The organism is Actinomyces urogenitalis DSM 15434 (assembly GCF_000159035.1).
In the GTDB taxonomy this organism is placed as follows: Bacteria; Actinomycetota; Actinomycetes; order Actinomycetales; family Actinomycetaceae; genus Actinomyces; species Actinomyces urogenitalis.
Genome location: NZ_DS999576.1, coordinates 644966 through 669838 on the forward strand (window position 1 = coordinate 644966; position 24873 = coordinate 669838).

20 protein-coding genes, 4 tRNA genes, 1 other RNA gene and 1 pseudogene are annotated in these 24873 nt (G+C 69.7%); 10 read left to right on the top strand and 16 right to left on the bottom strand.

Annotated features, from left to right (window positions below):
• Positions 1 to 50: 50 nt before the first annotated feature.
• An RNA gene (gene rnpB / locus HMPREF0058_RS11910) (RNase P RNA component class A) lies at positions 51 to 439 on the bottom strand.
• A 34-nt stretch (positions 440 to 473) separates the two neighbouring features.
• On the opposite strand from rnpB, the gene HMPREF0058_RS10940 reads away from it, so the two are divergent.
• Positions 474 to 1271: a YaaA family protein gene (locus HMPREF0058_RS10940; protein WP_006549862.1), complete on the top strand. Its 798-nt coding sequence runs from the start codon at positions 474 to 476 to the stop codon at positions 1269 to 1271.
• Positions 1272 to 1275: 4 nt separating this feature from the next.
• On the opposite strand, the gene HMPREF0058_RS10945 is transcribed toward HMPREF0058_RS10940, so the two are convergent.
• The 6 genes from HMPREF0058_RS10945 to HMPREF0058_RS10970 all read right to left on the bottom strand — a co-directional run bounded on the left by HMPREF0058_RS10945 (position 1276) and on the right by HMPREF0058_RS10970 (position 3848).
• Complete coding sequence (locus HMPREF0058_RS10945) at positions 1276 to 2010, bottom strand: zinc ribbon domain-containing protein (protein ID WP_006549863.1); 735 nt, start codon at positions 2008 to 2010, stop codon at positions 1276 to 1278.
• Positions 2011 to 2038: 28 nt separating this feature from the next.
• Complete coding sequence (locus tag HMPREF0058_RS10950) at positions 2039 to 2878, bottom strand: Nif3-like dinuclear metal center hexameric protein (RefSeq protein WP_006549864.1); 840 nt, start codon at positions 2876 to 2878, stop codon at positions 2039 to 2041.
• Positions 2879 to 3041: 163 nt separating this feature from the next.
• Positions 3042 to 3123 (bottom strand) — tRNA-Leu (locus HMPREF0058_RS10955).
• A 17-nt stretch (positions 3124 to 3140) separates the two neighbouring features.
• A tRNA-Ile gene (locus HMPREF0058_RS10960) sits at positions 3141 to 3231 on the bottom strand.
• Positions 3232 to 3299: 68 nt separating this feature from the next.
• Positions 3300 to 3375, bottom strand: a tRNA-Val gene (locus tag HMPREF0058_RS10965).
• A gap of 68 nt (positions 3376 to 3443) precedes the next feature.
• Positions 3444 to 3848 carry a DUF3052 domain-containing protein gene (locus tag HMPREF0058_RS10970; RefSeq protein ID WP_006549865.1) on the bottom strand — a complete coding sequence of 135 codons (405 nt, stop codon included), beginning with the start codon at positions 3846 to 3848 and terminating at the stop codon, positions 3444 to 3446.
• 319 nt (positions 3849 to 4167) lie between these two features.
• On the opposite strand from HMPREF0058_RS10970, the gene aceE reads away from it, so the two are divergent.
• Positions 4168 to 6927 (top strand): pyruvate dehydrogenase (acetyl-transferring), homodimeric type, encoded by a 2760-nt coding sequence (gene aceE, locus HMPREF0058_RS10975; protein ID WP_006549866.1) that lies wholly within the window; start codon positions 4168 to 4170, stop codon positions 6925 to 6927.
• A gap of 91 nt (positions 6928 to 7018) precedes the next feature.
• Here aceE and aspA read toward each other — a convergent pair whose 3' ends face one another.
• Positions 7019 to 8494 (bottom strand): aspartate ammonia-lyase, encoded by a 1476-nt coding sequence (gene aspA / locus HMPREF0058_RS10980; protein WP_006549867.1) that lies wholly within the window; start codon positions 8492 to 8494, stop codon positions 7019 to 7021.
• A gap of 257 nt (positions 8495 to 8751) precedes the next feature.
• On the opposite strand from aspA, the gene HMPREF0058_RS10985 reads away from it, so the two are divergent.
• The 4 genes from HMPREF0058_RS10985 to HMPREF0058_RS11000 all read left to right on the top strand — a co-directional run bounded on the left by HMPREF0058_RS10985 (position 8752) and on the right by HMPREF0058_RS11000 (position 12669).
• Positions 8752 to 9930, top strand: a complete 1179-nt coding sequence (locus HMPREF0058_RS10985; protein WP_006549868.1) for a PucR family transcriptional regulator — start codon at positions 8752 to 8754, stop codon at positions 9928 to 9930.
• Positions 9927 to 10961 (top strand): ACP S-malonyltransferase, encoded by a 1035-nt coding sequence (locus HMPREF0058_RS10990; RefSeq protein ID WP_050765696.1) that lies wholly within the window; start codon positions 9927 to 9929, stop codon positions 10959 to 10961. Before HMPREF0058_RS10985 ends, HMPREF0058_RS10990 begins: the two co-directional genes overlap by 4 nt.
• Before the next feature lie 175 nt (positions 10962 to 11136).
• Positions 11137 to 11385, top strand: coding sequence for an acyl carrier protein (locus HMPREF0058_RS10995; RefSeq protein WP_006549870.1), 249 nt, complete (start codon positions 11137 to 11139; stop codon positions 11383 to 11385).
• Positions 11386 to 11388: 3 nt separating this feature from the next.
• Positions 11389 to 12669 carry a beta-ketoacyl-[acyl-carrier-protein] synthase family protein gene (locus HMPREF0058_RS11000; RefSeq protein WP_040319880.1) on the top strand — a complete coding sequence of 427 codons (1281 nt, stop codon included), beginning with the start codon at positions 11389 to 11391 and terminating at the stop codon, positions 12667 to 12669.
• A gap of 8 nt (positions 12670 to 12677) precedes the next feature.
• On the opposite strand, the gene HMPREF0058_RS11005 is transcribed toward HMPREF0058_RS11000, so the two are convergent.
• From HMPREF0058_RS11005 to HMPREF0058_RS11020, 4 genes are all read right to left on the bottom strand, one after another.
• Positions 12678 to 13178, bottom strand: a complete 501-nt coding sequence (locus HMPREF0058_RS11005; protein ID WP_006549872.1) for a DUF3145 domain-containing protein — start codon at positions 13176 to 13178, stop codon at positions 12678 to 12680.
• Between the two features lie 177 nt (positions 13179 to 13355).
• Positions 13356 to 14297 carry a DUF7916 family protein gene (locus tag HMPREF0058_RS11010; RefSeq protein ID WP_006549873.1) on the bottom strand — a complete coding sequence of 314 codons (942 nt, stop codon included), beginning with the start codon at positions 14295 to 14297 and terminating at the stop codon, positions 13356 to 13358.
• 64 nt (positions 14298 to 14361) lie between these two features.
• The gene (gene def / locus HMPREF0058_RS11015; protein ID WP_006549874.1) at positions 14362 to 14853 is read right to left on the bottom strand and encodes a peptide deformylase; all 492 of its coding nucleotides are present in this window, start codon (positions 14851 to 14853) and stop codon (positions 14362 to 14364) included.
• Positions 14854 to 14940: 87 nt separating this feature from the next.
• Positions 14941 to 16170 carry a glycosidase gene (locus HMPREF0058_RS11020; protein WP_034236328.1) on the bottom strand — a complete coding sequence of 410 codons (1230 nt, stop codon included), beginning with the start codon at positions 16168 to 16170 and terminating at the stop codon, positions 14941 to 14943.
• Positions 16171 to 16315: 145 nt separating this feature from the next.
• Between HMPREF0058_RS11020 and HMPREF0058_RS11025 the strand changes: the two genes are divergently transcribed.
• The 3 genes and pseudogenes from HMPREF0058_RS11025 to HMPREF0058_RS13475 form a co-directional block, all read left to right on the top strand.
• A complete protein-coding gene (locus tag HMPREF0058_RS11025; RefSeq protein WP_006549876.1) occupies positions 16316 to 17638 on the top strand; it encodes a deoxyguanosinetriphosphate triphosphohydrolase in 1323 nt (440 codons plus the stop codon).
• A gap of 90 nt (positions 17639 to 17728) precedes the next feature.
• Complete coding sequence (gene dnaG / locus HMPREF0058_RS11030; RefSeq protein ID WP_006549877.1) at positions 17729 to 19735, top strand: DNA primase; 2007 nt, start codon at positions 17729 to 17731, stop codon at positions 19733 to 19735.
• A 494-nt stretch (positions 19736 to 20229) separates the two neighbouring features.
• A pseudogene (locus tag HMPREF0058_RS13475) lies at positions 20230 to 20355 on the top strand (helix-turn-helix domain-containing protein); the annotation flags it as partial.
• 82 nt (positions 20356 to 20437) lie between these two features.
• On the opposite strand, the gene HMPREF0058_RS11040 reads toward HMPREF0058_RS13475, so the two are convergent.
• Both HMPREF0058_RS11040 and HMPREF0058_RS13275 read right to left on the bottom strand, forming a co-directional pair.
• Positions 20438 to 20509, bottom strand: a tRNA-Asn gene (locus HMPREF0058_RS11040).
• Positions 20510 to 20600: 91 nt separating this feature from the next.
• A complete protein-coding gene (locus HMPREF0058_RS13275) occupies positions 20601 to 21305 on the bottom strand; it encodes a hypothetical protein (RefSeq protein WP_048679083.1) in 705 nt (234 codons plus the stop codon).
• A 220-nt stretch (positions 21306 to 21525) separates the two neighbouring features.
• Here HMPREF0058_RS13275 and HMPREF0058_RS11050 point away from each other — a divergent pair, with 220 nt between their 5' ends.
• Positions 21526 to 22539, top strand: coding sequence for a LacI family DNA-binding transcriptional regulator (locus HMPREF0058_RS11050; RefSeq protein ID WP_006549879.1), 1014 nt, complete (start codon positions 21526 to 21528; stop codon positions 22537 to 22539).
• A gap of 12 nt (positions 22540 to 22551) precedes the next feature.
• Here HMPREF0058_RS11050 and HMPREF0058_RS11055 read toward each other — a convergent pair whose 3' ends face one another.
• On the bottom strand, positions 22552 to 23781 hold the full coding sequence (locus HMPREF0058_RS11055; protein ID WP_040319881.1) for a glycerate kinase: 1230 nt from the start codon (positions 23779 to 23781) through the stop codon (positions 22552 to 22554).
• Positions 23782 to 23785: 4 nt separating this feature from the next.
• A partial coding sequence (locus HMPREF0058_RS11060) for a M20/M25/M40 family metallo-hydrolase (protein ID WP_006549881.1) occupies positions 23786 to 24873 on the bottom strand: 1088 nt, incomplete at its 5' end.

Consider the following 24873-nt stretch of genomic DNA (forward strand, 5'->3'; position numbering starts at 1 on the left):
TCCCGGGCAGCGGCCCGTGCCGTGCGCCGCAGGAGGCGCGCACGAGCGGACGAACGAGCCGACCTGTACGCCGGGTTCTGTTGCCGCCCGCCGTGACCGGCGATGGCGGTGGCGACCATCCATCTTGGCCTGCTGTTGCCAGCAGGCTCACGCGACCTACCCGCAGGCTCGGGCGAGCAGCCCTCTGGCGCCTGCTGTGCGGTCTTGCTCCGGGCGGGGTTTACCAAGCCGCTGTAGTCACCTACAGCGCTGGTGGGCTCTTACCCCACCGTTTCACCCTCGCCGACCAGAAGCGAGCTTCCGGCCGGCAGTCTGTTCTCTGTGGCACTGTCCCGCGGGTCACCCCGGGTGGCCGTTAGCCACCGCCCTGCTCTGTGGAGCCCGGACGTTCCTCGATCCACGGGTCGCCCCGCGGTACCGCGGCCGCCCGGTCGGCTCGTCCGCGCCGGACAGCCTACCCCTAAGATCGGTGCGTGCTCATCCTCCTACCTCCCTCTGAGGGCAAGACCGCACCCGACGCCGGCCCGGCCCTGGACCTGGGCAGCCTGTGGGAGCCAGACCGGCTGACTGGGGCCCGCCGCACGGTCATGGCCGAGCTGGCCGCGCTCAGCGCCGGTAGCGAGGCTGCCCGCGTGCTCGGGCTCGGACCACGCTCGGCAGATGACGCCGCGCTCAACCTCGTCCTGGAGCAGGCCCCCTGTGCCCCGGCCTACGCGCTGTACACCGGGGTGCTCTTCGACGCCGCCCAGATGTCCCTCCTGGGCTCCTCCGCGGACACTCGCGAGGTCCTGCGCCATGAGGTGATCGTCTTCTCCGGCCTGTGGGGCGCGGTGAGAGCCACGGACCTGCTGCCCGACCACCGGCTGTCGATGGGCGTGAGCCTGCCCGACGCCGGGCGCCTGGCGTCCTTCTGGAAGCCCGTCCTGGCGCCGGTCCTGACCAAAGCGGCCGACGGCGTCGTCGTCGACTGCCGCTCCGGGGTCTACTCCCCTGCCTGGCAGCCGGGTCCGGGGGCGCAGGGCCAGCTGGTGCGCGTGCGGGTGGTCAGCCGGAGACCGGACGGTAGCCACGCCGTCGTCTCCCACCACGCCAAGCACACCCGCGGGCTGCTGGCCGGAGCGCTCGTGCGTGCCCGCGCCACGTCCGGCCTGCCCGCTGACGCCGACGTCGAGGACGTCCTTGCCCTGGCCGCTCAGATCGAGGGCGTACGCGATGGCTGGCTCGGCGAGCCGGACTCGCGCGGCCGACGAGATCTCACGCTCGTCGTGTGAGAGATCAGCGCTCCATCCGCACGATGATGACGTCACCGTCCTCGGCGTGGATGACCTCGTCCTCGTCAGCGGCGGCGATGCGTGCGTGCTCCTGCGGGCTGATCTCCACGGCGGCGCCCTCGACGCGCCGTCCGTACAGTGCGACCGCGCCCACCCCACCGGTAGCCTCGCGCACTGCGTCATAGTCGGCCAGGAGGTCCGCAGCGACGGAACCGGCCAGGAAGTCCCGCTTGCCCTGCTCCTCGGCGATAGCGGCGTCCAGCCGCGCGAACTCGGCGTCACGCTCAGCGGTCAGCTCACGGCCAGCAGCCCGGATCGCCGTCTCTTCCTCGGCCAGGCGATCGACCTCACCCTGCGCCGCCTCCAGGGACTCCATGGCGGCCAGCTGGGCCTCCTCCAGCACGGCCTGACGCCGTCCGAGCTGGTCGATCTCACCCTGGATAGCCGTCAGGTCCCGGGCGCCTGCCCCGCCCGAGGACAGGCGCTCGCGCAGCACCCCGGCACGGCGCACCACCTGGCCGACCTCGTCCTCGCGGCGTGTGGCCTCCTTCTTGGCCTCGCTCAGGCCGGCGTCAGCGATCACGGCCTCGCGCTTGTTGGCCTTCAGCCGCTCCACCGTCGCCTCGATGCGGGCGAGCACGGGCAGGTGCCGGCGCTCGTGCCTGAGCCGCGCCAAGGCAGAGTCCAGTGCCTGGAGCTCGATGAGCAGCCGCTGCTGGGCAAGTGGTGCGCGCGTCACGTCGGGGGTCCTTCCGGTGGTGGCGCCCTCAGGCGCCCGTGCTCAGTCTCAGGGTCCAGGCGTCGGTGACGACGCACGAGACCTGTGCGGTGAGTCTACGTCCCTGGGCGGCCGCCTCGGCCTCAAGACGCGTGGCCAGCGGGGGCAGTCCCACCCACTCCGTCGCCCAGTGCGTACCGCACAGCAGGAAGGGGCGTCCCTCAGCCAGGTGGTCGGTCGCAGGGTGGTGCCGTAGGTCCGCGGTCACGAACACGTCCGCGCCAGCCGCCCGGGCGGCGCCGAGCAAGGAATCCCCAGAACCACCTGAGACAGCGATCCGGCTCACCTGGGCGTCCAGGTCTCCGCCGACGAGCAGGCCGGGGACGCAGTCAGGCAGGACCGTAGCCACGGTCTGGGCGAAGGCACGCAACGTCGTCGGCTCCGCCAGCTCCCCCACGCGTCCGATCCCCAGCTCAGGGTCAGCCTGGCTCGGGCTGAGCACGACGGTCCGCGTGAGTCCCACGGCCGCTGCCAGTGCGTCAGCCACGCCGCCGGCCGCCGAGTCCCAGGAGGTGTGGGCGTTAGCCAGGGCGATGCCGGCGCGGATGAGGCGGTGGACACTGCGGCCCTTGGAGGTCGTGGCCGAGACGTGGTCAGTGCCACGCAGGAAGAGGGGGTGGTGGGTGATGACCATGTCCACGCCCGTCTCGATCGCCTCATCAACGACGGCGGGCAGCGGGTCGACGGCCAGCAGTACCCTGCGTACCGGGTCCGCGGGGTCTCCGCAGATGAGCTGGTTGGAGTCCCAGGGCTCAGCGAGCTCGTTCGGGGCGATGCGACGCAGGAGGCTGACGACCTCGCCGACGGTCAATGGGGTGGTCTCGCTCATGGTCCCAAGCCTACGGCCGGCGACCCGCCAGGCAGGTCCCGCTACCCACCCATGCCCGTCGCTACCCGTTGAGGTTGCCCGCTACCCCGTAGCGCGCGCTGAGGGGTAGCCACGGATACCAGGGGGTAGCCACAGGCGCCAAGGGGTAGCGACGGCGGTCAGGTGCCCCCAACGGGACTCGAACCCGTACGCCCAAGGGCATCGGCTTTTAAGGCCGCTGTGTCTACCGATTCCACCATGGGGGCGTGGCTGGCTGAGCCAGTACCCCCACTGGGATTCGAACCCAGGACCATGTGCTTATCAGGCACGGACGAGGTATAAGCTCGCTGCTCTAACCACTGAGCTATGGGGGCCCGCCAGGGTGCCAAGTAAGCACGCTGACCGGCTGAGACTACCGCAGTCACGGCCGTCGCTGTGCACGTGGTGGACCCGGCCGGACTCGAACCGACGACCGACGCGGTGTAAACGCGTTGCTCTACCAACTGAGCTACAGGTCCGTGGCGCCCGTAGGCGCTGCTGCTCGCCGCAGCATACGGCACGCCGTCGTTCGACGACGCACCCGGCGTCAGTGCCGCCGGCTGGAGATGCGGATGCCGCTCCAGTGCTGGCCCATCGCCGCGGCCGAGGTGGCATGCATACCGGCAGTGCGGGCAGCCTCCTCCACGTCCGAGGAGGGAACGGCCCCGGCCGTACGAGCCTTGGGGGTGAGCACCCAGATCACGCCGTCGCCGTCGAGGTTGGCCTGCGCGTCCACCAGGACGTCAGTCAGGTCGTCGACGTCACCGTCGTCATCGCGCCACCACACGATCGTGGAGTCGGCTACGTCCTCATAGTCCTCATCGACCAGCTCGGTACCGGTCAGCGCCTCGGCGGCCGCGCGGAGCTCGTCGTCGACGTCGTCGTCGTAACCGAACTCCTGGATGATGAGGCCGGAGGTGAAGCCAAAGGCCCCACCTGCTGTGCTCGCCACTGTCGTCTCTCCGTCCCTCGGGCTCGCAGTGCGTCCCGTTCTCGTGCGCGGTAGCGCGGTTTTCAGTGCCCCGTGGGGCGCTACGGAGTCTAGCCCACAGCATGTGACCCCACTGACGCAAGCCCATACGCTCAGCCGGATTTCGGTGGCTGACCTCACAGCATCACTGGGACCTTCTTCCCGTCACCTGGGCGACGCTGTGACGCAAAGGCCGTAGATTTGTGGTGGACTACAGTCCATGCGACCCGGCCGGGCTCGCCGGCCCGACGCCGCCGCGAGCCTGAACTGCCACCGCACCGAAGCGAGGAAAGAGGAACCCGTGAGCCCGACCAGTGACTCCACGCCGCTCATCGACGGCCTCCTGACCAAGGTCACCGACAACGACCCCGAGGAGACCAGGGAGTGGCGCGAGTCCCTTGACGCCCTCATCCAGGAGAAGGGTGGCCCCCGTGCCCGCTTCATCCTGCTGTCGATGCTGGCGGAGGCACGGCGCAAGAACGTCGCCGTCCCCTCGCAGACGACGACGCCCTACGTCAACACCATCGACGTCGCCGACGAGCCCTACTTCCCTGGCGACGAGGACGCCGAGCGCACCTACCGCCGATGGAACCGCTGGAACGCCGCCGTCATGGTCACCCGCGCCCAGCGCCCGGGGATCGGGGTGGGCGGACACATCTCCTCCTACGCCTCGACCGCCACGCTCTACGAGGTCGGCCTCAACCACTTCTTCCGCGGCAAGGACCACCCTGGCGGCGGCGACCACGTCTTCTTCCAGGGCCACGCCTCCCCCGGCAACTACGCCCGAGCCTTCCTCGAGGGCCGTCTGACTGAGGATGACCTCGACGGCTTCCGCCAGGAGTACTCCCACCCCGCCGCCACCGGCGGACGTGGCATCCCCTCCTACCCGCACCCGCGCCGGATGAAGGACTTCTGGGAGTACCCGACCGTCTCGATGGGCCTGGGCCCGGCCGAGGCCATCTACCAGGCCTGGTTCGACAAGTACCTCCAGGGTGCGGGCATCAAGGACACCTCCCAGCAGCACACCTGGGCCTTCCTGGGCGACGGCGAGATGGACGAGCCCGAGTCACGCGGCATGCTCCAGCTGGCGGCCTCCCAGCAGCTGGACAACCTCACCTTCGTCATCAACTGCAACCTGCAGCGCCTGGACGGCCCGGTGCGTGGTAACGGCAAGATCATCCAGGAGCTGGAGGCCTTCTTTAAGGGCGCAGGCTGGAACGTCATCAAGGTCATCTGGGGCCGTGGCTGGGACCAGCTGCTGGCCGCGGACAAGGACCACGCCCTGGAGCACCTCATGATGGAGACGCTCGACGGCGACTACCAGACCTTCAAGGCCAACGACGGCGCCTACGTGCGCGAGCACTTCTTCAACCGTGACCCGCGGACCGCCGAGCTGGTCAAGGACTGGACCGACGAGGAGATCTGGGCCCTGCAGCGCGGCGGTAACGACTACCGCAAGATGTACGCCGCCTACAAGGCGGCCATGGAGCACAAGGGCCAGCCCACGGTCATCCTGGCCCACACGGTCAAGGGCTACCTGCTGGGCTCCCACTTCGCGGGCCGCAACGCGACCCACCAGATGAAGAAGCTCAAGCTCGACGACCTCAAGGGCCTGCGCGACCGGCTGCACATCCCGATCACCGACGAGCAGCTGGAGGCTGACCCCACCCGTCCTCCGTACTACAAGCCTGCGCCGGATGACCCGGCTCTGCTCTACATGCTCGAGCGCCGTCGCCAGCTCGGAGGCTTCGTGCCCGAGCGCCGTGACGCCGGCACCGAGCTGGAGCTACCCGGTGACAAGGTCTACGACATCCTCAAGTCCGGCTCGGGCAAGCAGGAAGTCGCCTCGACGATGGCCTTCGTGCGCCTGCTCAAGGAGCTCATCAAGGACAAGAACATCGGCCGCCGCTTCGTGCCGATCGTTCCTGACGAGTCGCGCACCTTCGGTCTGGAGTCGCTGTTCCCCACGAAGAAGATCTTCAACACCCAGGGACAGAACTACACGCCGGTGGACGCGGACATGATGCTGTCCTACCGCGAGTCCACCTCCGGTCAGCTCATGCACACCGGCATCAACGAGGCTGGCTCCGCCTCACTGTTCCAGGTGGCCGGTACCAGCTACGCCACCCACGGCGAGCCGATGATCCCGGTCTACATCTTCTACTCGATGTTCGGCTTCCAGCGCACGGCCGACCAGTTCTGGGCCGCCGGGGACCAGCTGGCCCGTGGCTTCGTCATCGGTGCCACGGCCGGTCGCACGACGCTGACCGGTGAGGGTACCCAGCACATGGACGGCCACTCCCCGCTCATGGCTTGGACCAACGAGGCCTTCGCCTCCTACGACCCGGCCTACGCCTACGAGATCCGCCACATCGTGCGTGACGCGCTGGAGCGCTGGTACGGCCCGGACAGCGGTCGTAACCGCAACATCATGTACTACCTGACGGTGTACAACGAGCCGATCGTCCAGCCGGCCGAGCCCGAGGACGTCGACGTCGAGGGCATTCTCAAGGGTCTGCACAAGATCTCCGACGCCCCGGCAGGCGACGGTCCCGAGGTCCAGCTGCTGGCCTCCGGCGTGGGGGTGCCGTGGATCGTCGAGGCTCAGCGGATCCTGGCTGAGGACTGGGGCGTGCGCGCCAGCGTGTGGTCCGTAACCTCGTGGGGCGAGCTGCGCCGTGAGGCTCTGGCGGTGGAGAAGGACAACTTCCTCCACCCCACCGCTGACCAGCGCGTGCCCTACGTGACCGGCAAGCTTGCCCACGCCACCGGTCCCTTGATCGCCACCAGCGACTTCGACCACGCGGTGCCTGACCTCATCCGTCCGTGGGTCCCTGGCGACTACCACGTGCTGGGTGCCGATGGCTTCGGCTTCTCCGACACCCGCGCTGCGGCTCGCCGCCACTACCTCATCGACGCCGATTCCGTCGTCGTCAAGGCGCTTCAGGCGCTGGCGCAGCAGGGCAAGCTCGACCGCGAGGTCGTGGCCCAGGCGATCGAGCGCTACAACCTTGAGGACGTCAACGCCGGTTCCTCCGGCAGCCAGGGTGGCGAGGCCTGAGGGCTGCCGTTCTCGCTGAACGCGTGAGTGCGGCCGGTGAAGGGTCTTCAAGCCCTTCACCGGCCGCACTTGCACGCGCTGGGCGCTGGCGTCAGTCCTCGTCAGCGTCCTCGGCCCGGGTACGGGGAACCGACGGGTCAGAGCCGGAGTAGTAGCGCATGTCGCGGTAACGCGGACGCAGGAGGTTGTCCACGCTCAGCAGCTCGTCCAGCGTCTTCTCGTCCAGCAGCTCCATCTCCAGGACCACCTCACGCACGTTTCGTCCTGAGCGGGCGCACTCACGTCCCACCAGGTCACCGTTGTGGTGACCGATGACCTCGTTGAGGTAGGTGACGATCCCGATGGAGTTCAGGACGTTGTCGCGGCACACCTCCTCATTGGCCTCGATGCCGATGATGCACAGCTCGCGCAGCGTGCGCATGGCGTGGGTGAGCAGGCGGATCGACTCAAAGCTCGTCTGGCCGATCACCGGCTCCATGACGTTGAGCTGGAGCTGGCCGGCCTCGGCAGCGAAGGTGAGCGCCACATCGTTGCCGATGACCTTGAAGCAGACCTGGTTAACGACCTCGGGGATCACCGGGTTGACCTTGGCCGGCATGATGGAGGACCCCGCAGCCCGCTCGGGCAGGCGGATCTCCCCCAGGCCTGCACGCGGTCCGGAGGACAGCAGACGCAGGTCGTTGCAGATCTTGGACAGCTTGACCGCCAGCCTCTTGATGGCCGCGTGCATGGAGACGTAGGCGCCGGTGTCGCTGGTGGCCTCCATGAGGTTCTCCGCGCCCTTGATCGGCAGGCCCGTGACCTGCTGGAGGTAGCCCACCACGGAGTCCTGGTACCCCTCAGGAGTGTTCAGTCCCGTCCCGATCGCCGTGGCACCGAGGTTGACCTCCAGGAGCAGGCTGGAGTTGGCCCGCAGCCGCGAGATCTCCTCGCCCAGCAGCACGCTGAAGGCCTCGAACTCCTGTCCCAGGCTCATGGGCACGGCGTCCTGGAGCTGGGTGCGCCCCATCTTGAGCACGTCCTTGAACTGGGTGCCCTTGGACGCCAGGGCGTCGATGAGACGGTCCAGCTCAGCCAGGAGCGCCTCGACCTGGGCGTACAGACCCAGCCGGAAGCCGGAGGGGTAGGCGTCATTCGTGGACTGGGACTTGTTGACGTGGTCATTAGGGTTGATGACGTCGTAGCGTCCCTTGGCGTAGCCCAGGTGCTCCAGCGCAAGGTTGGCGATGACCTCGTTGGTGTTCATGTTGACGCTCGTGCCAGCCCCGCCCTGGAAGACGTCGATGGGGAACTGGTCCAGACAGCGCCCGTCGTCGAGCACCTGGTCGCAGGCCCACACGATGGCGTCAGCCACCTCGTCAGACAGCGTCCCCAACTCGTGATTGGCCAGTGCCGAGGCCTTCTTGACCTGGACCATGCCGCGGATGAAGGCGGGCTCCTCCCCGATCTTCACGCCAGAGATCTGGTAGTTCTCCTGGGCGCGCAAGGTGTGGATACCCCAGTACGCCTCGAGCGGTACCTCGCGGGGACCGAGGAGGTCTTCCTCGGTGCGGGTGGCCTGCGACATCGTGATTCCTCCAGTGCGCCCCAGGCGCACGTCGACGTTGACGGTCTGCTCACGGCCCAGCGCCGTGTTGCAGGCCCCAGCCTAGCGACCCGCAGCAGGGCCCGGACGCCATTGCCGGGCGAGATCCGACGGCGTCCACGGACTTTCGCCCCAGATCTGCCGTATTCCGGCCCCGCCGTCGTTTTTCTGTCGGTTCCCTCAAAAGGTCCCACCTGCGGACCGTTCCGGTGTCGTGGGTGCAGGCTAGGCTCTCAGGCATGAAGGACCTCAGTGCACCCGCGGTCGCAGCTCTGCGTCAGGCCCAGGAGCCCATCATCGAGCACGCTCTGGACCGCATCAGCGCCGCGCACCCGTGGTACCGCACCCTGGCTGAGCCTGCCCGCAAGCAGATTGCTGCTGTCGCCCGTCTCGGCGTGACGATGTTCGTCGACTCCATTGAGTTCCCAGACACCGCCGTCGCCCCCGGCAAGATCTTCTCCGTGGCGCCAGCAGCCCTGACCGGCACGATCACGCTGGAGCAGACGCTCGGCATGGTACGCACCGCCCTCGACGTCGTCGTGGAGGAGGCCCCCCAGGCCGTTCCCGAGCAAGATCATGACGCCCTGACGGTTCTCGTCCTCACCTTCGGCCGGGACGTCGGTTTCGCCGCAGCGGAGGTCTACGCCCGCGCGGCAGAGGCTCGTGGCGCCTGGGACGCCCGTCTGGAGTCGGTCGCCGTGGACTCGATGCTCCACGGGTCCCCGGAGGAGGCGGCCTCCCGGGCCGGTTCGGCCGGCTGGAGCGGAAACGGACCGGTGGTGGCGATCGCCGCCCGGGCGAGCCTGGACGCCATCGCAGCCTCCCGGCTTCGCCACGAGGGCAGGCAGCACGCTCACGACTGTCTGGTCTCCGTGCGCGGGGACTCAGTCATCATCGTGCTGGGGGGCCAGCCCGAGGCGGCGCAGTCCTCCGGCAGCCCGGATCAGGCGGTCGACGCCGCAGCCGCCCTCATCGCTCGCCGGCTCGACGGCGCCGCCGTGCTCGGTCCGGTGGTGAGCGCAGTCAGCCAGGCGGGTCGGTCGCTGCGCTCAGCTCTGGCTGGGTTGCGCGCGCTGCCGGGATGGATCCAGGCTCCGAACCCGGTGCGCGCTGACGATCTGCTTCCTGAGCGTCTGCTGCTGGGCGATGAGCTGGCCACCGAGCGCGTCGAGACCCTCGTGCATGAGCCGCTGCGTGCGATGGGTGAGCCCTTTGAGGAGACTGTCGCCACTTACCTGGCGCTGGGCCGCAGCCTGGAAGCCACCGCGCGGGAGCTGTTCGTCCATGCCAACACTGTGCGCTACCGGCTGGGCCGCGTCAGCGAGGTGACGGGATGGGACGCCACCGACGCGCGTGACAGCCTGGTCCTCCACCTGGCCATCATCGCCGGCCGTCTGCACGAAGGCGATCAGCGATGACGACGACGCCCCCGCCGCCCGCAGCGAGCGCCCGCGCACCGCTCGGTCCTGCGCGCGCTGAGCCCGAGATCCTGGCCCTGGCCCTCCCAGCTGGCACCGCCGTCGTCTGCCCCGGGCAGGGTTCTCAGCGCCCCGGCATGCTCACGCCTTGGTGGCAGGGCGCCAACGCCCGCTTCCCCGGCGTACTGGAGGCCATGTCCGAGGCGGCGGATGCGGATCTGGTGGCCCTGGGCACCACGGCCTCGGCCGAGGCTCTCCGCCCCACTCAGGTCGCCCAGCCGCTGACGGTGGCCACGTCCCTGGCCTGCGCCATCGCCGTCGGGCTCGCCGGCCCTCGCCCCGTTCAAGCCTCACCTGGGCCAGCGCCGGTGCTCGCTGGGCACTCCCTCGGGTACCTCACCGCCTTGGCACTGGCCGGGGTTCTCTCCCCGGCCGAGGCCGTCGGGCTGGCTGCGCTGCGGGGCCGGGCGATGGCCCGGTGCGCGGCCGAGCACGACGGTGGGATGGCGGCGCTTATCGGCGGTAGCCGGGAGGAGGTCCTGGCGGCTATCGACCAGGCCGGCCTGACTGCCGCCAACGTCAACGGCTCAACCCAGGTGGTTGCCTCGGGCAGCCGCGAGGCACTGGCGGCGCTCGTTCCTCCTGCCGGCGTCCGCGTGCTCCCTCTCGCCGTGGCAGGAGCCTTCCACTCCCCCGCGATGTCCGCGGCGCAGACGCAGGTGGCTGCGGCCGTGGCGCACCTGCCCCGACGGGCCTCCACCGCCGCCGTCATCGATGACGCCGACGGCGTAGCCCACCTGCCGCACGAGGGCAGCGAGGGCCTGCTGGACGCCGTCTGCGCCAAGATCACCCGGCCCGTGCGCTGGGACCTGGTCCAGGAGACACTGCGCCGGCAAGCGATCACCTCGATCATCGAGCTCGCCCCCGCAGGAACCCTCACCGGCCTGGCTCGCCGCGACCTGCCAGAGACGCACCTGACCCGCCTGCGCTCGCCTGAGGACCTGGTGGAGCCGGCGCGGCGCCAGGCCTGACGCCCGCCTCGCGCCGCCAGCCGCCCTGTGGCAAGCCGACGCGCCGTCGGTTCACCCCCGCCCCTGCTTGTGAGACACAATGACCGGTAGCGGCCGCTCACCGGCCCTACCGCCCGGACTCGGCCGTGGCCAGAGCCGGCGCCACCACGAATCTATGACCCCTTAGGAGACCCTGATGCCTGAGCAGACCGACGTCCTCGCCGTCATCGCTGAGATCACCGCTGAGGAGGCCGGCGTGGAGGCCAGCACCATCACGCCTGAATCCCGCTTCGCCGACGACCTCGACATCGACTCCCTGGGCCTGCTCACCATCGCCACCCAGGTCGAGGAGCGCTTCAGCGTCGCGCTGGACGACTCCCTCATCCCCACCCTGCCGACCGTTGGCTCGCTCGTCGAGCTCGTGACCGCGCAGAAGCAGGGCTGAAACGTGGCCCGTCCCGCTCCCGAGGCCTCGGCCCTGGCGCCACGCACCGTCGTCGTCACCGGCCTGGGTACCACTAATCCGTTGGGCGGGGACGTGCCCACCACGTGGCAGGCCCTGCGCGAGGGGCGCTGCGCGGTGCGCGAGCTGGACGAGGACTGGGTGGCGACCCACGAGCTGCCGGTGCGGATCGGGGCTCGGCTCGCCCTCGAGCCGCAGTCCTGCCTGACGCCTAAGGAGCTGCGGCGACTGGACCGTGCCAGTCAGTGTGCCCTGCTGGCGGCGCGTGAAGCCTGGCAGCAGGCGTTCGGCCCGGGCGCGGCAGGCAACGGGGTGGTCGACGGCCAGAGGCTGGCTGTCTCGATCTCGCCGGGCATGGGCCCCGTGCTCTCGGTCATGGAGGCCTGGGACACCCTGCGTGAGAAGGGACCACGCCGGGTGCTGCCGACGGCGGTCCCGGCTCTCATGCCCAACGCTCCGGCGGCCACGGTTGGTATCGAGCTGGGCTCGACGGCGGGGATCCACGCGCCGGTGTCCGCCTGTGCCTCAGGAGCCGAGGCCATCGCCTACGGCGCCGACCTCATCGCCTGGGGGCGCGCCGACGTCGTGGTCGCCGGTGGCACGGACGCAGCCCTGCACCCCATGACGGTCGCTGCTTTTGCCGCCATGCGGGCCCTGTCCACCCGCAACGAGGAGGCGGCGACGGCGTCGCGTCCCTTCGCACCCGATCGCGACGGCTTCGTCCTGGGTGAGGGGGCCGGTGTTGTGGTCCTGGAGTCCGCTGCGCACGCAGCAGCCCGCGGCGCCCAGGTGCTGGCGGTCCTCGCAGGTTCGGCCGTGACCGCAGACGCCTATGACGTGGCCCGGCCCGATCCGAGCGGCGCCCAGCAGGAGCGAGCGCTACGAACCGCCCTGGACCAAGCTGGCCTGGAACCCAGCCAGCTCGGGCACGTCAACGCCCACGCGACCTCGACGCCCGCCGGGGACGTGGTCGAGGCGCAGGTGCTGGCGCGAACGGCGCCAGCAGCGGCAGTCTCGGCGACCAAGTCAGCGACTGGCCACCTCCTGGGCGGAGCCGGCGGCCTGGAGGCGGTTCTCAGCGTCATGGCACTGGCCGAAGGCTGGCTGCCACCGACCTTGCTGCCTGGCGGCATCGATCCGCAGATCGCCGAGCTCGGAGTGGACATCGTCGGTCCGCAGGGGCGCCAGGTCCCTGGGCTGCGGGCCGCAGCCAGCACCTCCTTCGGTTTTGGCGGGCACGACGTCGCGCTCGTCTTCACGCGCTGAGCGCAGGCTCAGCCCACCCGGTGCAGCCAGCGCACCGGCGCGCCCGCACCGGCATAGCGGAAAGGCTCGAGCTCGTCGTCCCAGGCTTGACCGAGGGCCAGATCCAGCTCGCGGCGCATGACCTCAGGTTGGGAGGCATGCACGAGCGCCGCGCGCACCCGGTCCTCAGGTACCACCACATTGCCGTGCACGTCGGTCTGGGCGTGGAAGATCCCCAGGTCCGGGGTGTGGGACCAGCGTCCGCCGTCGGAGCCCGGGGCGGCCTCCTCGGTCACCTCGTAGCGCAGGTTCGCCCAGCCCCGCAGCGCGCTGGTCAGCCGGGCACCAGTGCCTACCGGCCCCACCCAGCTGGCCTCGGCACGCAGCATGCCGGGAGCCGCAGGCTGCTCCGTCCAGTCCAGGTGGACGCGTGCGCCCAGCACCTCGGCGGCCGCCCACTCGATGTGCGGGCACAGCGCGCGAGGCGCAGAGTGCACGAAAAGAACACCGCGGGTGTAGGCACCGTTCACGATGGATCGCCTCCTGGTTGGTTCGAGAGCCGTCTTCCCCTACGTTCTCGAGCCCGACCGGGCCTCCTCATGACGCACGCGGCGTGCAAGGTCATGGTGCCATGAACCGCCCCTCAAGGCCAGCACCGCCACACCTGCGGGCGCTGCCCGCCACGCTGGCGCGACGGCTAGCGCACCTCAGCGCATGCGCGAGGCCGCGATCCGGTGCCAGGTGTGACGCCGCCCGCGCACCGCGAGGCTGTAGGCGTAGATGTTCTCCGGCGGGGCGATTCCGAAGAAGCCGGAGTCCCCGATGTGGTGGATATCCGCACCGGTGGTCTTCGAGTCCAGCCCCAGACGCTCGATGACGCTCGTCGAGGCCCCCTCCTGGGAGGTACCGATCGAGTTCCACGCCAGCATGCCCCGCGCGTGCGCCGCAGCCACCCAGGCCTCGCTCGCGGACACGCTCGTGCCTGGCGTGGTACCCGGAGCCGGCAGCACGACGCCGTGGGCACCGGCGTCAGCCAGGCGAGCGACGTCGTCGGCCGTCATCACCGGCTCACCCGAGCCAGCAGCGTGCATCCGACCAGCGAGCAGCACCAGCTCACCGTCCGTGGCTGCGCGAATCTGCCTGGTGGCCTCGATAATCGCCTCGATCGTCACCCCCGTACCGGGGTTTCCCGTGATGACGGCGATCTGCCCGCCCTGCTCGACCAGCATCTGCGCGGCACGCACCGTGGCACGCCGGCCCTGCGGAAAGGTCGCTTGAGGGAAAACCGGCTCCAGGTTCACTGCCGTGACCCGCCCCGTCCACTGGGACACCTGTCCGGCGGTCACGCCCCGGCCCAGACCGACCGAGCCGAAGGCGAAGGCATCGGCGTCTCCAGCCTCCTGCTGGCCCTGCGCATCAGGCATGCCGGCCACACACGGGTGATCGACGTCGTAGAGGTTGAGCACGACGATGTCCGCCCCCGCAGCAGCAGCCAGCTCGGGGTTGGAGACCTTGTCCAGCAAAGGGCCGGTAGCCACGATCGTCTCGGCGGCGACGGCGCGTCCCTCACTGTCAGCGATGGCACGCACGAGCTCCTCGCCGCGCAGCCCTGGCAGGGCCGAGGAGGGAAGGTCGATCAGTCGAGTCATGGAGGGCTCCTTCGTCGCAGCCGGGCGGGGGGTGGGAAAGCTGTCAGATGCAGCCTCGTAGCGCCTACAGACCCTGGGCGCGCAAGTCCTTCATCGCCTTGGCCCGGTTCTTACGGTCCAGGCGGTCCAGGTAGAGGTGCCCCTCCAGGTGGTCGCACTCGTGCTGGATGCACCGGCCCATGAGCTCCTCACCCTCGACCACGACCTCCTTGCCGTCCAGGTCGATGCCGGTGGCGCGCGCGTACCAGGCACGCTTGGTCGGGTACCACAGCCCGGGCACGGACAGGCAACCCTCGTCCCCGTCCTGGTACTCGTCAAAGTTCAGCTCATCGATCCGGGGGTTGAGGATGTAGCCGATCTCGCCGTCGATGTTCCAGGAGAAGGCACGCAGCCCCACACCGATCTGGTTCGCGGCCAGGCCCGCGCGGCCGTCCTCGTCCACGGTCTCCAGCAGGTCCTCAACCAGCTGCTTGACCGAGTCGTCAATGTCAGTGATCCACTCGCACTGGGTGCGCAGGACCGGGTCGCCGATGATGCGGATGTCGCGGTAAGCCATGGGCTCATCTTCGCACGTGGCACCGCCTGGGGCAGAACCCCGCAGCTCCTCTCCCGCCGCGCGCCCCGGCCCTTGGCCGACTCGCCCCTAGCGGACCGTCGCGGCGTCGAGCCAGGTGGTCGTCGTCGGCGGGACCTGCAGCAGCCCGTCCTTCTGGTCCAGCTGCTGGGAGCTGAGCAGGACAGAGGCGTGCTCAGGCAGGGCCACGGCCTGGTCAGTGGTGTTGACCAGGACGACGACGTCGCGCACGAGCAGGGTCAGCGCCTGCGGCGGGCACCAGTCCAGGCCGGTGACGAAGGCGAGGGTGGAGGTGGCCAGCTTGCGCTCACGACGCAGCCGCGTGGCGTGACGCACGGTAGCCAGCGGCGAGCCGAACTGGCTGGCCTGGGTGTGCGCGTGGGCGCCCACCAGCGCCGCCAGCTCCATGGCAGCCTCCGGCTTGTCCTGGTCCAGCAGGGCGATCTCGTCGCCCTGGCGCAGGTAGAGCGCACCGGGCAGGGCCAGCATGAGGGCCTGCATCGACAGTCCTCGACGACGCCGTTCCTCCCCCGCCACGTCGAACCAGCGCCGCCCGTCCCCAGGATCGGTGGCCGCGCTGAGGCGGAAGCTGGGCAGGTAGCGCCACACCGGCGGCGCGCCGAAGCGGTCATGCTCGGCCAGTGAGGCCGTGATGTGACGCGTCAGGGACTCCACGTCCCAACGCGTGAGGGTCAGGGCGTCGTCGCGCAGGTGGTGCAGCCAGTCCTCCTGGAGGTGGTGGCGCATCGTGTCCGGGTAGTCCGCGGACACGTCCGCCCCGAGGATCCCGTCCTCCACGTGCATAGCGACCAGACCGTGCAGGATCGTGAAGTACTCGGTCAGGCGTCCCAGGTCCGTGCGCTCATCGACCTCCGGGGGAATGATCGTGCCCAGGTCGACGCCGTCGGCCCCGGCGGCTAGGAAGGCCTCTGCACGCTCCAAGATCCCCTCACCGCTGCGCTCGGCGCCGACGACGAAGCGGTCATCATCGTGCACGTGCGCACCCGTGACCGGGCCCAGGGCACCGGAGACCCGCACCACCACGCGCAGACCACGCTCATGCGCCTGCTCGGCCAGTGCCCGGAAGGAGTCGATCTGGCTGGTGGAGGTCTCCAGGAGGCTGGGACGCAGCAGTAGCGCGGTGAAGCCGAGGGAGACCACGTGGTCAAGCATGCGGTGGGCACCAGCCAGATCGGCAGCGCCCAGCTCAGGCGAGGCAATCTCATAAACCAGCCCGTCACGCCACCACTCAATGGGTCCGGAGGACGCACGGTGGACGAGCGTTGTCGTGGTCGTCACGGCAGCTGGCTCCCTTCTGCCGGGCACACCGCCCGGTCACGAGGCCGGGGCGGCACCGGTGAGCACACCTGTGACTGGCACAGGCCGCTAGCGATCGTCCTCAACCTTTCGGCCATACTAGCGCGCCGCTGCGTAGGCTGAGGCCATGTCGTCACCCGAGCACGTCTTGACTACCCCCGCCACAGCCGTTGGAGAGGACCGGGGCGACCTCATCGGCTACGGCGCCCACGACGTCGAACGCTTCGTCACCGAGGCTGCCAAGAACCCTCAGCGCACGCCCTTTGAGCGCGACCGAGCCCGTGTTCTCCACTCCTCCGCGCTGCGGCGCCTGGGGGCCAAGACGCAGGTGCTCGGTCCCTCTGCCGATGACTTCGTGCGCACGCGCCTGACCCACTCCCTGGAGGTGGCTCAGGTTGGCCGGGCGATCGGTCAGGCGCTGGGCTGCGACCCGGACGTCGTCGACACCGCCTGCCTGGCCCATGACCTCGGCCACCCGCCCTACGGGCACAACGGCGAGAAGGCCCTGGACCAGGTGGCCGCCTCGATCGGCGGATTTGAGGGCAATGCGCAGACCCTACGGCTGCTGACCCGGCTGGAGCCCAAGACCCTGGACGCCTCCGGGCGCAGCGTGGGCCTCAACCTCACGCGTGCGAGCCTGGACGCCGTCGCCAAGTACCCCTGGGCCCGTGGTGAGGGGCCGGGCGGGCCTGAGGGCAAGAGCGCCCGCAAGTACTGCTGCTACGACGACGACCGCGAGGTCTTTGCCTGGATGCGTGCTGGTGCGCCGGCGCTCAGACGCTGCCTGGAGGCTCAGGTGATGGACTTCTCCGACGACGTGGGCTACTCCGTCCACGACGTCGAGGACGCCATCGCCCTGGGCAAGATGGACCCGGCCACGCTGCGCTCGGCCGCGGAAAGCCAGGCCGTCGTCGAGGCGACGCTGAATTGGTACGGACACGACCTGGACGCCCAGGAGCTGGAGGCAGCCTGGCGCAGGCTGACGGCGCTGGAAAGCTGGATCGCGGGATACACCGGGTCCATGGCCGACGCCGCCGGCCTGAAGAACATGACGAGCCAGCTCATCGGCCGCTTCGTCTCCGAGGTGGCGCGCGCCACCCGTGAGGTCTTCGGCGACGGCCCGCTGGCCCGCTACGACGCCGATTTGGTCATCCCCGAGGGAACCCGCGCCGAGATCCTCGTGCTCAAGGGGGCGGCGGTGCGCTACGTCATGGCGCCGCGCGAGCACGAGCCGGTCTACCTGCGCCAACGCACCGAGCTGTTCGATCTGGCAGACGTGCTGACGGCCTCGGGCGACGAGCACCTGGAGCCCGTCTTTGCCGAGGCCTGGCGGCAGGCGGCCGACGACGCCGGGCGACTGCGCGCGGTGGTTGACCAGATCGCCTCGTTGACGGACACCTCGGCCAGGCAGTGGCACGCTCGGTTGTGCGGGCTGTTCTCCCAGGTGTGAGGGCTCCACGAGGAGGCGGGGCTCTCCTGGCAGGAGCGGGCCTGGCTCAGCACGTTCATTGATGTCGGTGGGCACGCCTAGGATGACGCCATGGCGGGACTGATCAAGCGCGAGGACATCGAGGCGGTGCGTGAGCGCGCCAAGATCGAGGACGTCGTCGGCGAGCACGTCACGCTCAAGAGCGGCGGCGTGGGCTCGATGAAGGGACTGTGCCCCTTCCACGATGAGAAGACCCCGTCCTTCCACGTCCGCCCCCAGCTGGGCCTGTGGCACTGCTTCGGCTGCGGCGAGGGAGGGGACGTCATCTCCTTCGTCGAGAAGATCAACCACCTCTCCTTCGCTGAGGCCGTGGAGTACCTGGCTGGACGCGTCGGGGTCCAGCTGCGCTACGAGGACTCCTCGGGGGACGTGCGCCGCGGTGTCGAGCCCGGCACGCGCCAGCGCCTGCTGGAGGCCAACCGCGTGGCCGAGGAGTGGTTCCGCTCCCAGCTCTCCCCCGCCAACCCCGCTGCCGCCTCAGCCGGCCGCTTCCTCTACGGACGCGGTTTCGACGACGCCGCTCTCGCCCGCTTCGATGTGGGCTACGCGCCCCCCGGCTGGGACAACCTGGCCGGGCACTTGCGCTCAAAGGGCTTCACAGAGGCAGAGCTCGTAGCCTCCGGCCTGTGCGGCCAAGGAGGAGCCGGCGGCGGACGTGTCTACGACCGCTTCCGAGACCGGATCATGTGGCCCATTCGGGACGTGACCGGAGCGACGGTGGGCTTCGGTGGCCGCCGACTGAGCGACGAGGACAAGACCGTCCCCAAGTACCTCAATACCCCGGAGACCGCGATCTACCACAAGAGCCAGGTCCTCTACGGACTGGACCTGGCCAAGAAGGACATCGCTAGCCAGCACCGGGTGGTGGTCGTCGAGGGCTACACGGACGTCATGGCGGCCCACCTGTCCGGGGTGACGGTAGCCGTGGCTACCTGCGGAACCGCGTTCGGCGAGGACCACGTGCGGATCGTGCGGCGTCTCCTGGGAGACGCCGCTGATCCGTCGGTCGGCGTGGTCATGGGCAACCGCGTTCGTGGCGGCGAGGTCATCTTCACCTTCGACGGCGACGCCGCCGGCCAGAAGGCGGCCTTGCGCGCCTATGGCGAGGACCAGCACTTTGCGGCACAGACCTTCGTCGCCGTCGAGCCACACGGCCTGGATCCCTGTGACCTGCGGCTGGAGGAGGGTAACCAGGGCATTCCTCGCCTGCTGGAGCGGCGCAAGCCCCTGTTCGAGTTCGTCATCCGCACCTGCCTGGCCAACCTGGATCTGGACACTGCTGAGGGCCGGGTACGCGGTCTGCGCACGGCGGCGCCGATCGTCGCCGGGATCCGGGACAGGGCTCTGCGCCGTGAGTACACGCGGCGTCTGGCCGGATGGGTGGCCCTTCCCGAGTCAGACGTGCTGCGCGCCGTCCAGTCTGCCGAGAGACGAGGACCTGGCGCCGTCCAGGCCTCCTCCGGTGGCAGTGGGGATGCGGTCCTGGGCACGGATGCCCGGCGTCCTGCGCTTGAGCCGGTGACGGACCAGGTCACGGCCCTGGAGCGTCAGGTTCTGGCCACCATGGTGCAGCAGCCGATGGCAGCAGCGCGCGCCGGGGCGGACACGATTGAGTCCGCCGCCTTCTCCAACGCCGTCCACCGCGCCGCCTTCGAGGCGATCGAGGCTGCGGGAGGCGTCAGCCGGATGCAGGACGAGGTCACGGCACTCACCGCCGGGGGCAAGGGTCTGAAGGAGATCGAGCGCACTGCCTTCGCCCACTGGGTGGAGCAGGTTCGCCTCGGTGCCACCCCGGAGATTGATGCGGCGCTGACGGCGCTCGCGGTCGTCACGCTTCCGGTGGCCACACGGCGGGGATCGCAGGAGATCGACCCTGATGCCCTTCAACGCTACGCACGCGACGTCGTGACCTCGCTGGCTCGAATGGGTGTCAACCGTAGGCTCACTGAGCTGCGCGGCCGGCAGAGGCGTATGTCTGCCGAGGACCCCGGGTACCGCGAGCTCTTCGAGGAGATCGTGGGCCTGGAGAACAAGCGCATGCAGCTGAGCCAGGGCTGAGCAGGCCCAGACTCGCTCGGCCCTCTGACAGCCAACCTGCCAGGCGTCGCCCAGGACCCGCTCGGGTCATACGCCAGGCTACGTTTCCAGAGGGGGCGAGTCCCCCCCCTGCACGCACCAAAGCCCCACACGCCGCCCCATCTCCGTCGCCTCTTCCCGTCGCTTTAGGCCCTGAACAGTCGATCCCCATCCCCGCCACACCCGAACCGACTGTTCAGCGCCTAAACCGACGCTCCTAGGCCACACGCCAGCCCCAAACTGACGGTTCAGGGCCTCAACTGACGCAGCCATCAAACCCACCACCCCCACTGGAACGTGCATCCCCCGATGCGGACGTGCACACGTCATTGGTGCGTGCCCTAGCACTCCCCTAGAGACCGTCGCATTCGCCAAAGCACGCACCAATCACCCACCCCACGCCACAAAACCCCCACGCGCCACCGTCGTTCGGAGCCTGCTCCCCAAGGTGCCCAGAACCAACTTCAACCCCGACTATCCAGCACCAGCTCGCTGAGGCCATGGGCGTCAGTCGCGCAACAGTCAGCAACTACGAAACGGGCTTCTCCAGTAAGCCACGCAAGATCGTGCTCAACGTCTGGGCTATGGCTACAGGCGTGCCGATTCAGTGGATCGAGACCGGGACCGCGCCAGGAGCCGGAGACGACGGAAGCCCCGGCCGGTGGGGCCGGGGCTTCCGAGAAGCTCCTGCGGTTGGACTCGAACCAACAACCGTCCGATTAACAGTCGGATGCTCTGCCATTGAGCTACGCAGGAATCGCGCTTGGCGCGGAAAGAACTTTAGCAACCGTTCACGGCCGCGTCGAATCGGCACCTGAGGCTAAGACCGCCAGATTCCGCCATTTTCTCACGGTGTGGGCAGACCCACACCATCACGGACCTGACGAAGCAGGGCCTGAGCAGCCTCACGCTGCCCCGTATCCAGACTCTCGAGCGCCGGATCAAGCACCGCGTACAAGCTCCCGTCGCCACGGCGACGGATCGAGGCTGTCACGCGCAGCCCATCGGGCAGGGCCTGGCTGACGTAGTGGACAATGGCACGCTCAACCTGCTGTCTGACCACCCGCCCGAAGGCGGACTCGTCGACGTCCACACTCTCCCAGCCGCCGCCAGGCCTCCCCTGACGCAGGGCCGCCGGCACGCGCAGCAACCGTGCCCGCCTCTCATACAAGACATGAAACGAGAAGCAGCGCTCCTCGGCATCCCACCGCGCCCGAGTCACCTGGTCCCAGCCCGTCAGCCCGTCCCAGCACCATGGTTCCGCGGCGCCTGCGGCCTTAACCTCGGGCTCGGCCGCGGCAGCACCGCCCGCCGCGGCAGCACCACCGGCAGCCCCAACCTCGACCTCATCCCCGGCAGCACCGCCGGCCGCAGAGGCCTCCGCCGACCCGACCTCAACGCCCCGCAGACCGTCCTGGCACGCCACGAGCCAGCGCCGACCATCCGCCGAGACCGGTACAGCCGCAAGCAGACGAGATTCTGCCGCAACCTCCGCGACTACCTCAGCAGGCAGGGCAAGGTGAGAAGAGCGAGAACGACGCAGCCATGACATGGCCGCAGGCTACAGGCACCAGGCCCGCCCCGGCGCCCCCTCCCCCTGCTCACGACACCTATCTTGCATAGTCTTACATTAAGCCGTTACATTCATACATGACACGGGTCCGCCCCTGCCTCGATTCGACGGCGAGTCACGGCGCCCCGTCCGCGGTCCGTCTGCGTCGTTGTCATCTAACGCCGCACCACGAGCTGCACCGACTCGAAGGAGATTTGAGGTGCCTCAACGCATCACCTTGGCCAGTATTGCCGAGCAGGCTGGCGTCTCGACGGCGACCGTCTCCCGTGTCCTCAACGGCAAGTCCAACGTCGCTGAGGTCACCCGGCGTCAGGTGCTCGTGGCCCTGGACCTGCTGGGATATGAACGTCCCGAGGCCCTGCACCAGGCCTCACGCGGGCTGGTCGGGCTGATCGTGCCCGAGCTGTCCAACCCGATCTTCCCTATGTTCGCCCAGGAGATCGAGCAGCTGCTGGCTCCCAGCGGCCACACCCCACTGCTGTGTACCCAGAACCCTGGTGGCACCACCGAGGACGAGTACATCGAGATGCTCGTGGACCGTGGAGTCTCCGGCATCATCTTCGTCTCCGGCCGCCACGCCGACACCTCCAGCGACGTCACCCGTTACCAACGCCTGCGCGAGCGCGAGGTCCCCCTGGTCACGATCAACGGCAACGCCCCCACGATCAAGGCCCCCGGCTTCACCACGGACGACCGCACTGCCGCGCGCATGGCGGTGGACTACCTCATCAGTCTGGGCCACCGCCGAATCGGCCTGGCCATGGGCCCCTTGCGTATGGTCCCCGCCCAGCGCAAGCGCTCGGGCTACGAGGACGCCATGCGTGCCGGTCTGCCTGGCGAGCCCCTGCGGACCGTCGAGGCCCTGTACAGCTATGAGGGCGGCGCCGCAGGCGCCACCCGGCTGCTGGAGCAGGGGTGCACTGCCATCGTGTGCGGCTCGGACATCATGGCCCTCGGCGCCATCCAGGGTGTGCGTGCCGCAGGTCTGTCGGTCCCCGGCGACGTCTCGGTCATCGGCTACGACGACTCCCCGCTCATCCCCATGACCAACCCGCCGCTGACCACGGTGCGCCAGCCGGTGACTGCCATCGCCCGCTCGGCCGTGACAACCCTGCTGGCCGCGATCGCCGGCGAGGACGTCCCGGATGGGGAGATGTTCTTCTCCCCCGATCTCATTGTCCGCGGCTCCACGGGCCCGGCGCCCAAGGAGTAGCGAGGCCGCCGCCTAACGCGACCAGCTGCGGGCCAGGCGCGCGCCCATCTCCTCCAGCCGACGGCGCACTGCCTGCTCTCCCTCGCTGTGCCAGACGCCCATGGTGCCCGCCCCCATCTCCTCCAGGCTGTAGGAGGCGCTCACACCAGCCACTGCCAGCTCACCGCGCGGCACAAGAGCGCGGCCGCTGACCAGGGCTACCGGCAGCGCCCGCGCCGAGGCAGCCTGGCCCACGACGGCGGTCAGCGAGTCCGCCAGGACGTCGTAGACCTCTCCCGCTGCAGTCACGACGAGATCAGCGTCCTCCACCCTCGCCTCCAGGCCGAGCAGGTCCGCCATCACTCGCGTGCCGGGCATCGCCCGCGCGCCGAGCGCCTGGAGGAGGAGGGCAGCCCCACCGCCGGCCCCACTGCCCCATGAGGTGACGCTGAGCGTGCCCGGTGCGCTCCTTTCGGCCCCAACCACTGGCAGGACCCGGCGCACCGGCCCACCGACCCCGGAGCGTTCGGTCAGCTGCGTGAGGAGACTGCTGGCAGCCGCGCAGGCATCCCGGTCACGTTCCTGCGCCTGCTCGGCTCCCAGGGAGGTCACGGAGACCAGCCCCTGTCCGGCGCCAGACAGTCCGCCGAGCGGGACGTCGTCGGCCAGGGCGAGCAGGAGCCGCCGCTCCGCGAGCATCCGGGCGGCCTGCTCCACTCCCCCGAGCCCGTCGACGAGGCCCGCCCCACCGTCGTGGACACCGCTGCGCGCCAGGCCCACGACAAGCAGGTCGTCGGGTGCGCTCGCCCTCACGGCGGCAGCCAGCACCTGGCCGAGGCCGTAGGTGGTGCCCTCCATCGCCTCGCGCGCAGCCTCCTCGCGGTCCGCCGGCAAGGCCGTCAGGCGGGCTGCGTCCAGGAACCACGTGGTCCCGGAGCCCGACGACGGCGCAGCCGCGTCACTCGGTCTCTTTGCCTGCGGCGGGGCGAGCCTGAGCAGGTCCACCTCACGGACCTGGCCAAGCGGCCCGGAGGCCTGCACAGCCAGGCGGCCAGTGACCAGGGAAGAAGGAAAGACCGCAGCGCTGCCGGCAGCGCCGTCGGCCATCGGCAGGAGCGCCAGGCGGTCCTCGGGCCGCTGGCTGCGCCATCCCGCTGACAGGGCCTGGGCCACGGCGTGAGCAGGCAGGCCCGTCCCCGCCGTGGTCACAGGCACGCCCCCGGGCTCGGGATACATCCCACCCGGTGCAAGAAGGACGCGCACGCGCTCAGCCCTTGGCCGGCTCGTCCACGGCCCCGCCCAGCCGCGCCAGCAGGAGCGCCTCGGCGGTAACGATCTTCTCCAGGTCACCCAGGTGCATGGACTCGTCCTCGCTGTGGGCACGCGTGTCCGGGTCCTCGATGCCGGTCACCAGGACCTGAGCACCGGGGAAGGTCTCCTGGAGGGTGGAGATGAAGGGGATGGAGCCACCCTGGCCGATGTCCACGCAGTTCTCGCCGAAGGCCGTGGACAGCGCCCAGTGGGCCGCACGGCCGGCCGGGGTGTCCGAGGACCCGTCGAAGGCGGGACCGGCCTCGCCCTGGGAGACGGTCAGGCGCGCCCCGAAGGGCACCTGCTGCTTCAGGTAGGCCACGAGCGCGGCCTGGGCCGCGGCAGGGTCCTGGCCAGGTGCCAGACGCATTGAGATGCGGGCGGTGCAGGAGGGGGCCAGGACGTTGCCGGCCAGGTGGAGGGGCGTGACGTCCATGCCGATCACCGTGATCGTCGGCTTGGTCCACAGCCGGGCGGTGAGGTCCCCGGTACCGGCCAGCTCGACGCCGTCGAGCACGCCAGCGTCGGCGCGGAAGGCCTCCTCGGGGTACTCAGGGAAGTCAGGAGCAGCCTGGGCACGGGAGACCAGCCCCGGCACGGCGACGTCGCCCGCCTCGTCGTGCAAGGTGGCCACCAGGCGGCACATGGAGGTCACGGCGTCGAGCACCGGGCCGCCGTACTGTCCCGAGTGCAGGGCGTGGTCGAGGACGTCCAGCCGGGCGTCGACCTGGACCACGCCGCGCAGCGAGGTGGTCAGCGCCGGCACACCGACCTTCCAGTTGGAGGAGTCGGCCACGACGATGACGTCAGCCTCCAGACGGTCGCGGTAGGCAGCCAGCAGGTTCTCGAAGGAGGGCGAGCCGACCTCTTCCTCCCCCTCGATGAAGACGGTGACCGAGCAGGGAAGGCCCCCGAGGAGCTCGTCCAGCACCCGCAGGGCGTGGACGTGGGAGATGACGCCGGCGCCGTCGTCGGCCGTACCGCGTCCGAACAGGCGGTCGCCGCGGCGCTCGGCAGTGAAGGGATCAGCCTGGGCCCAGGCGC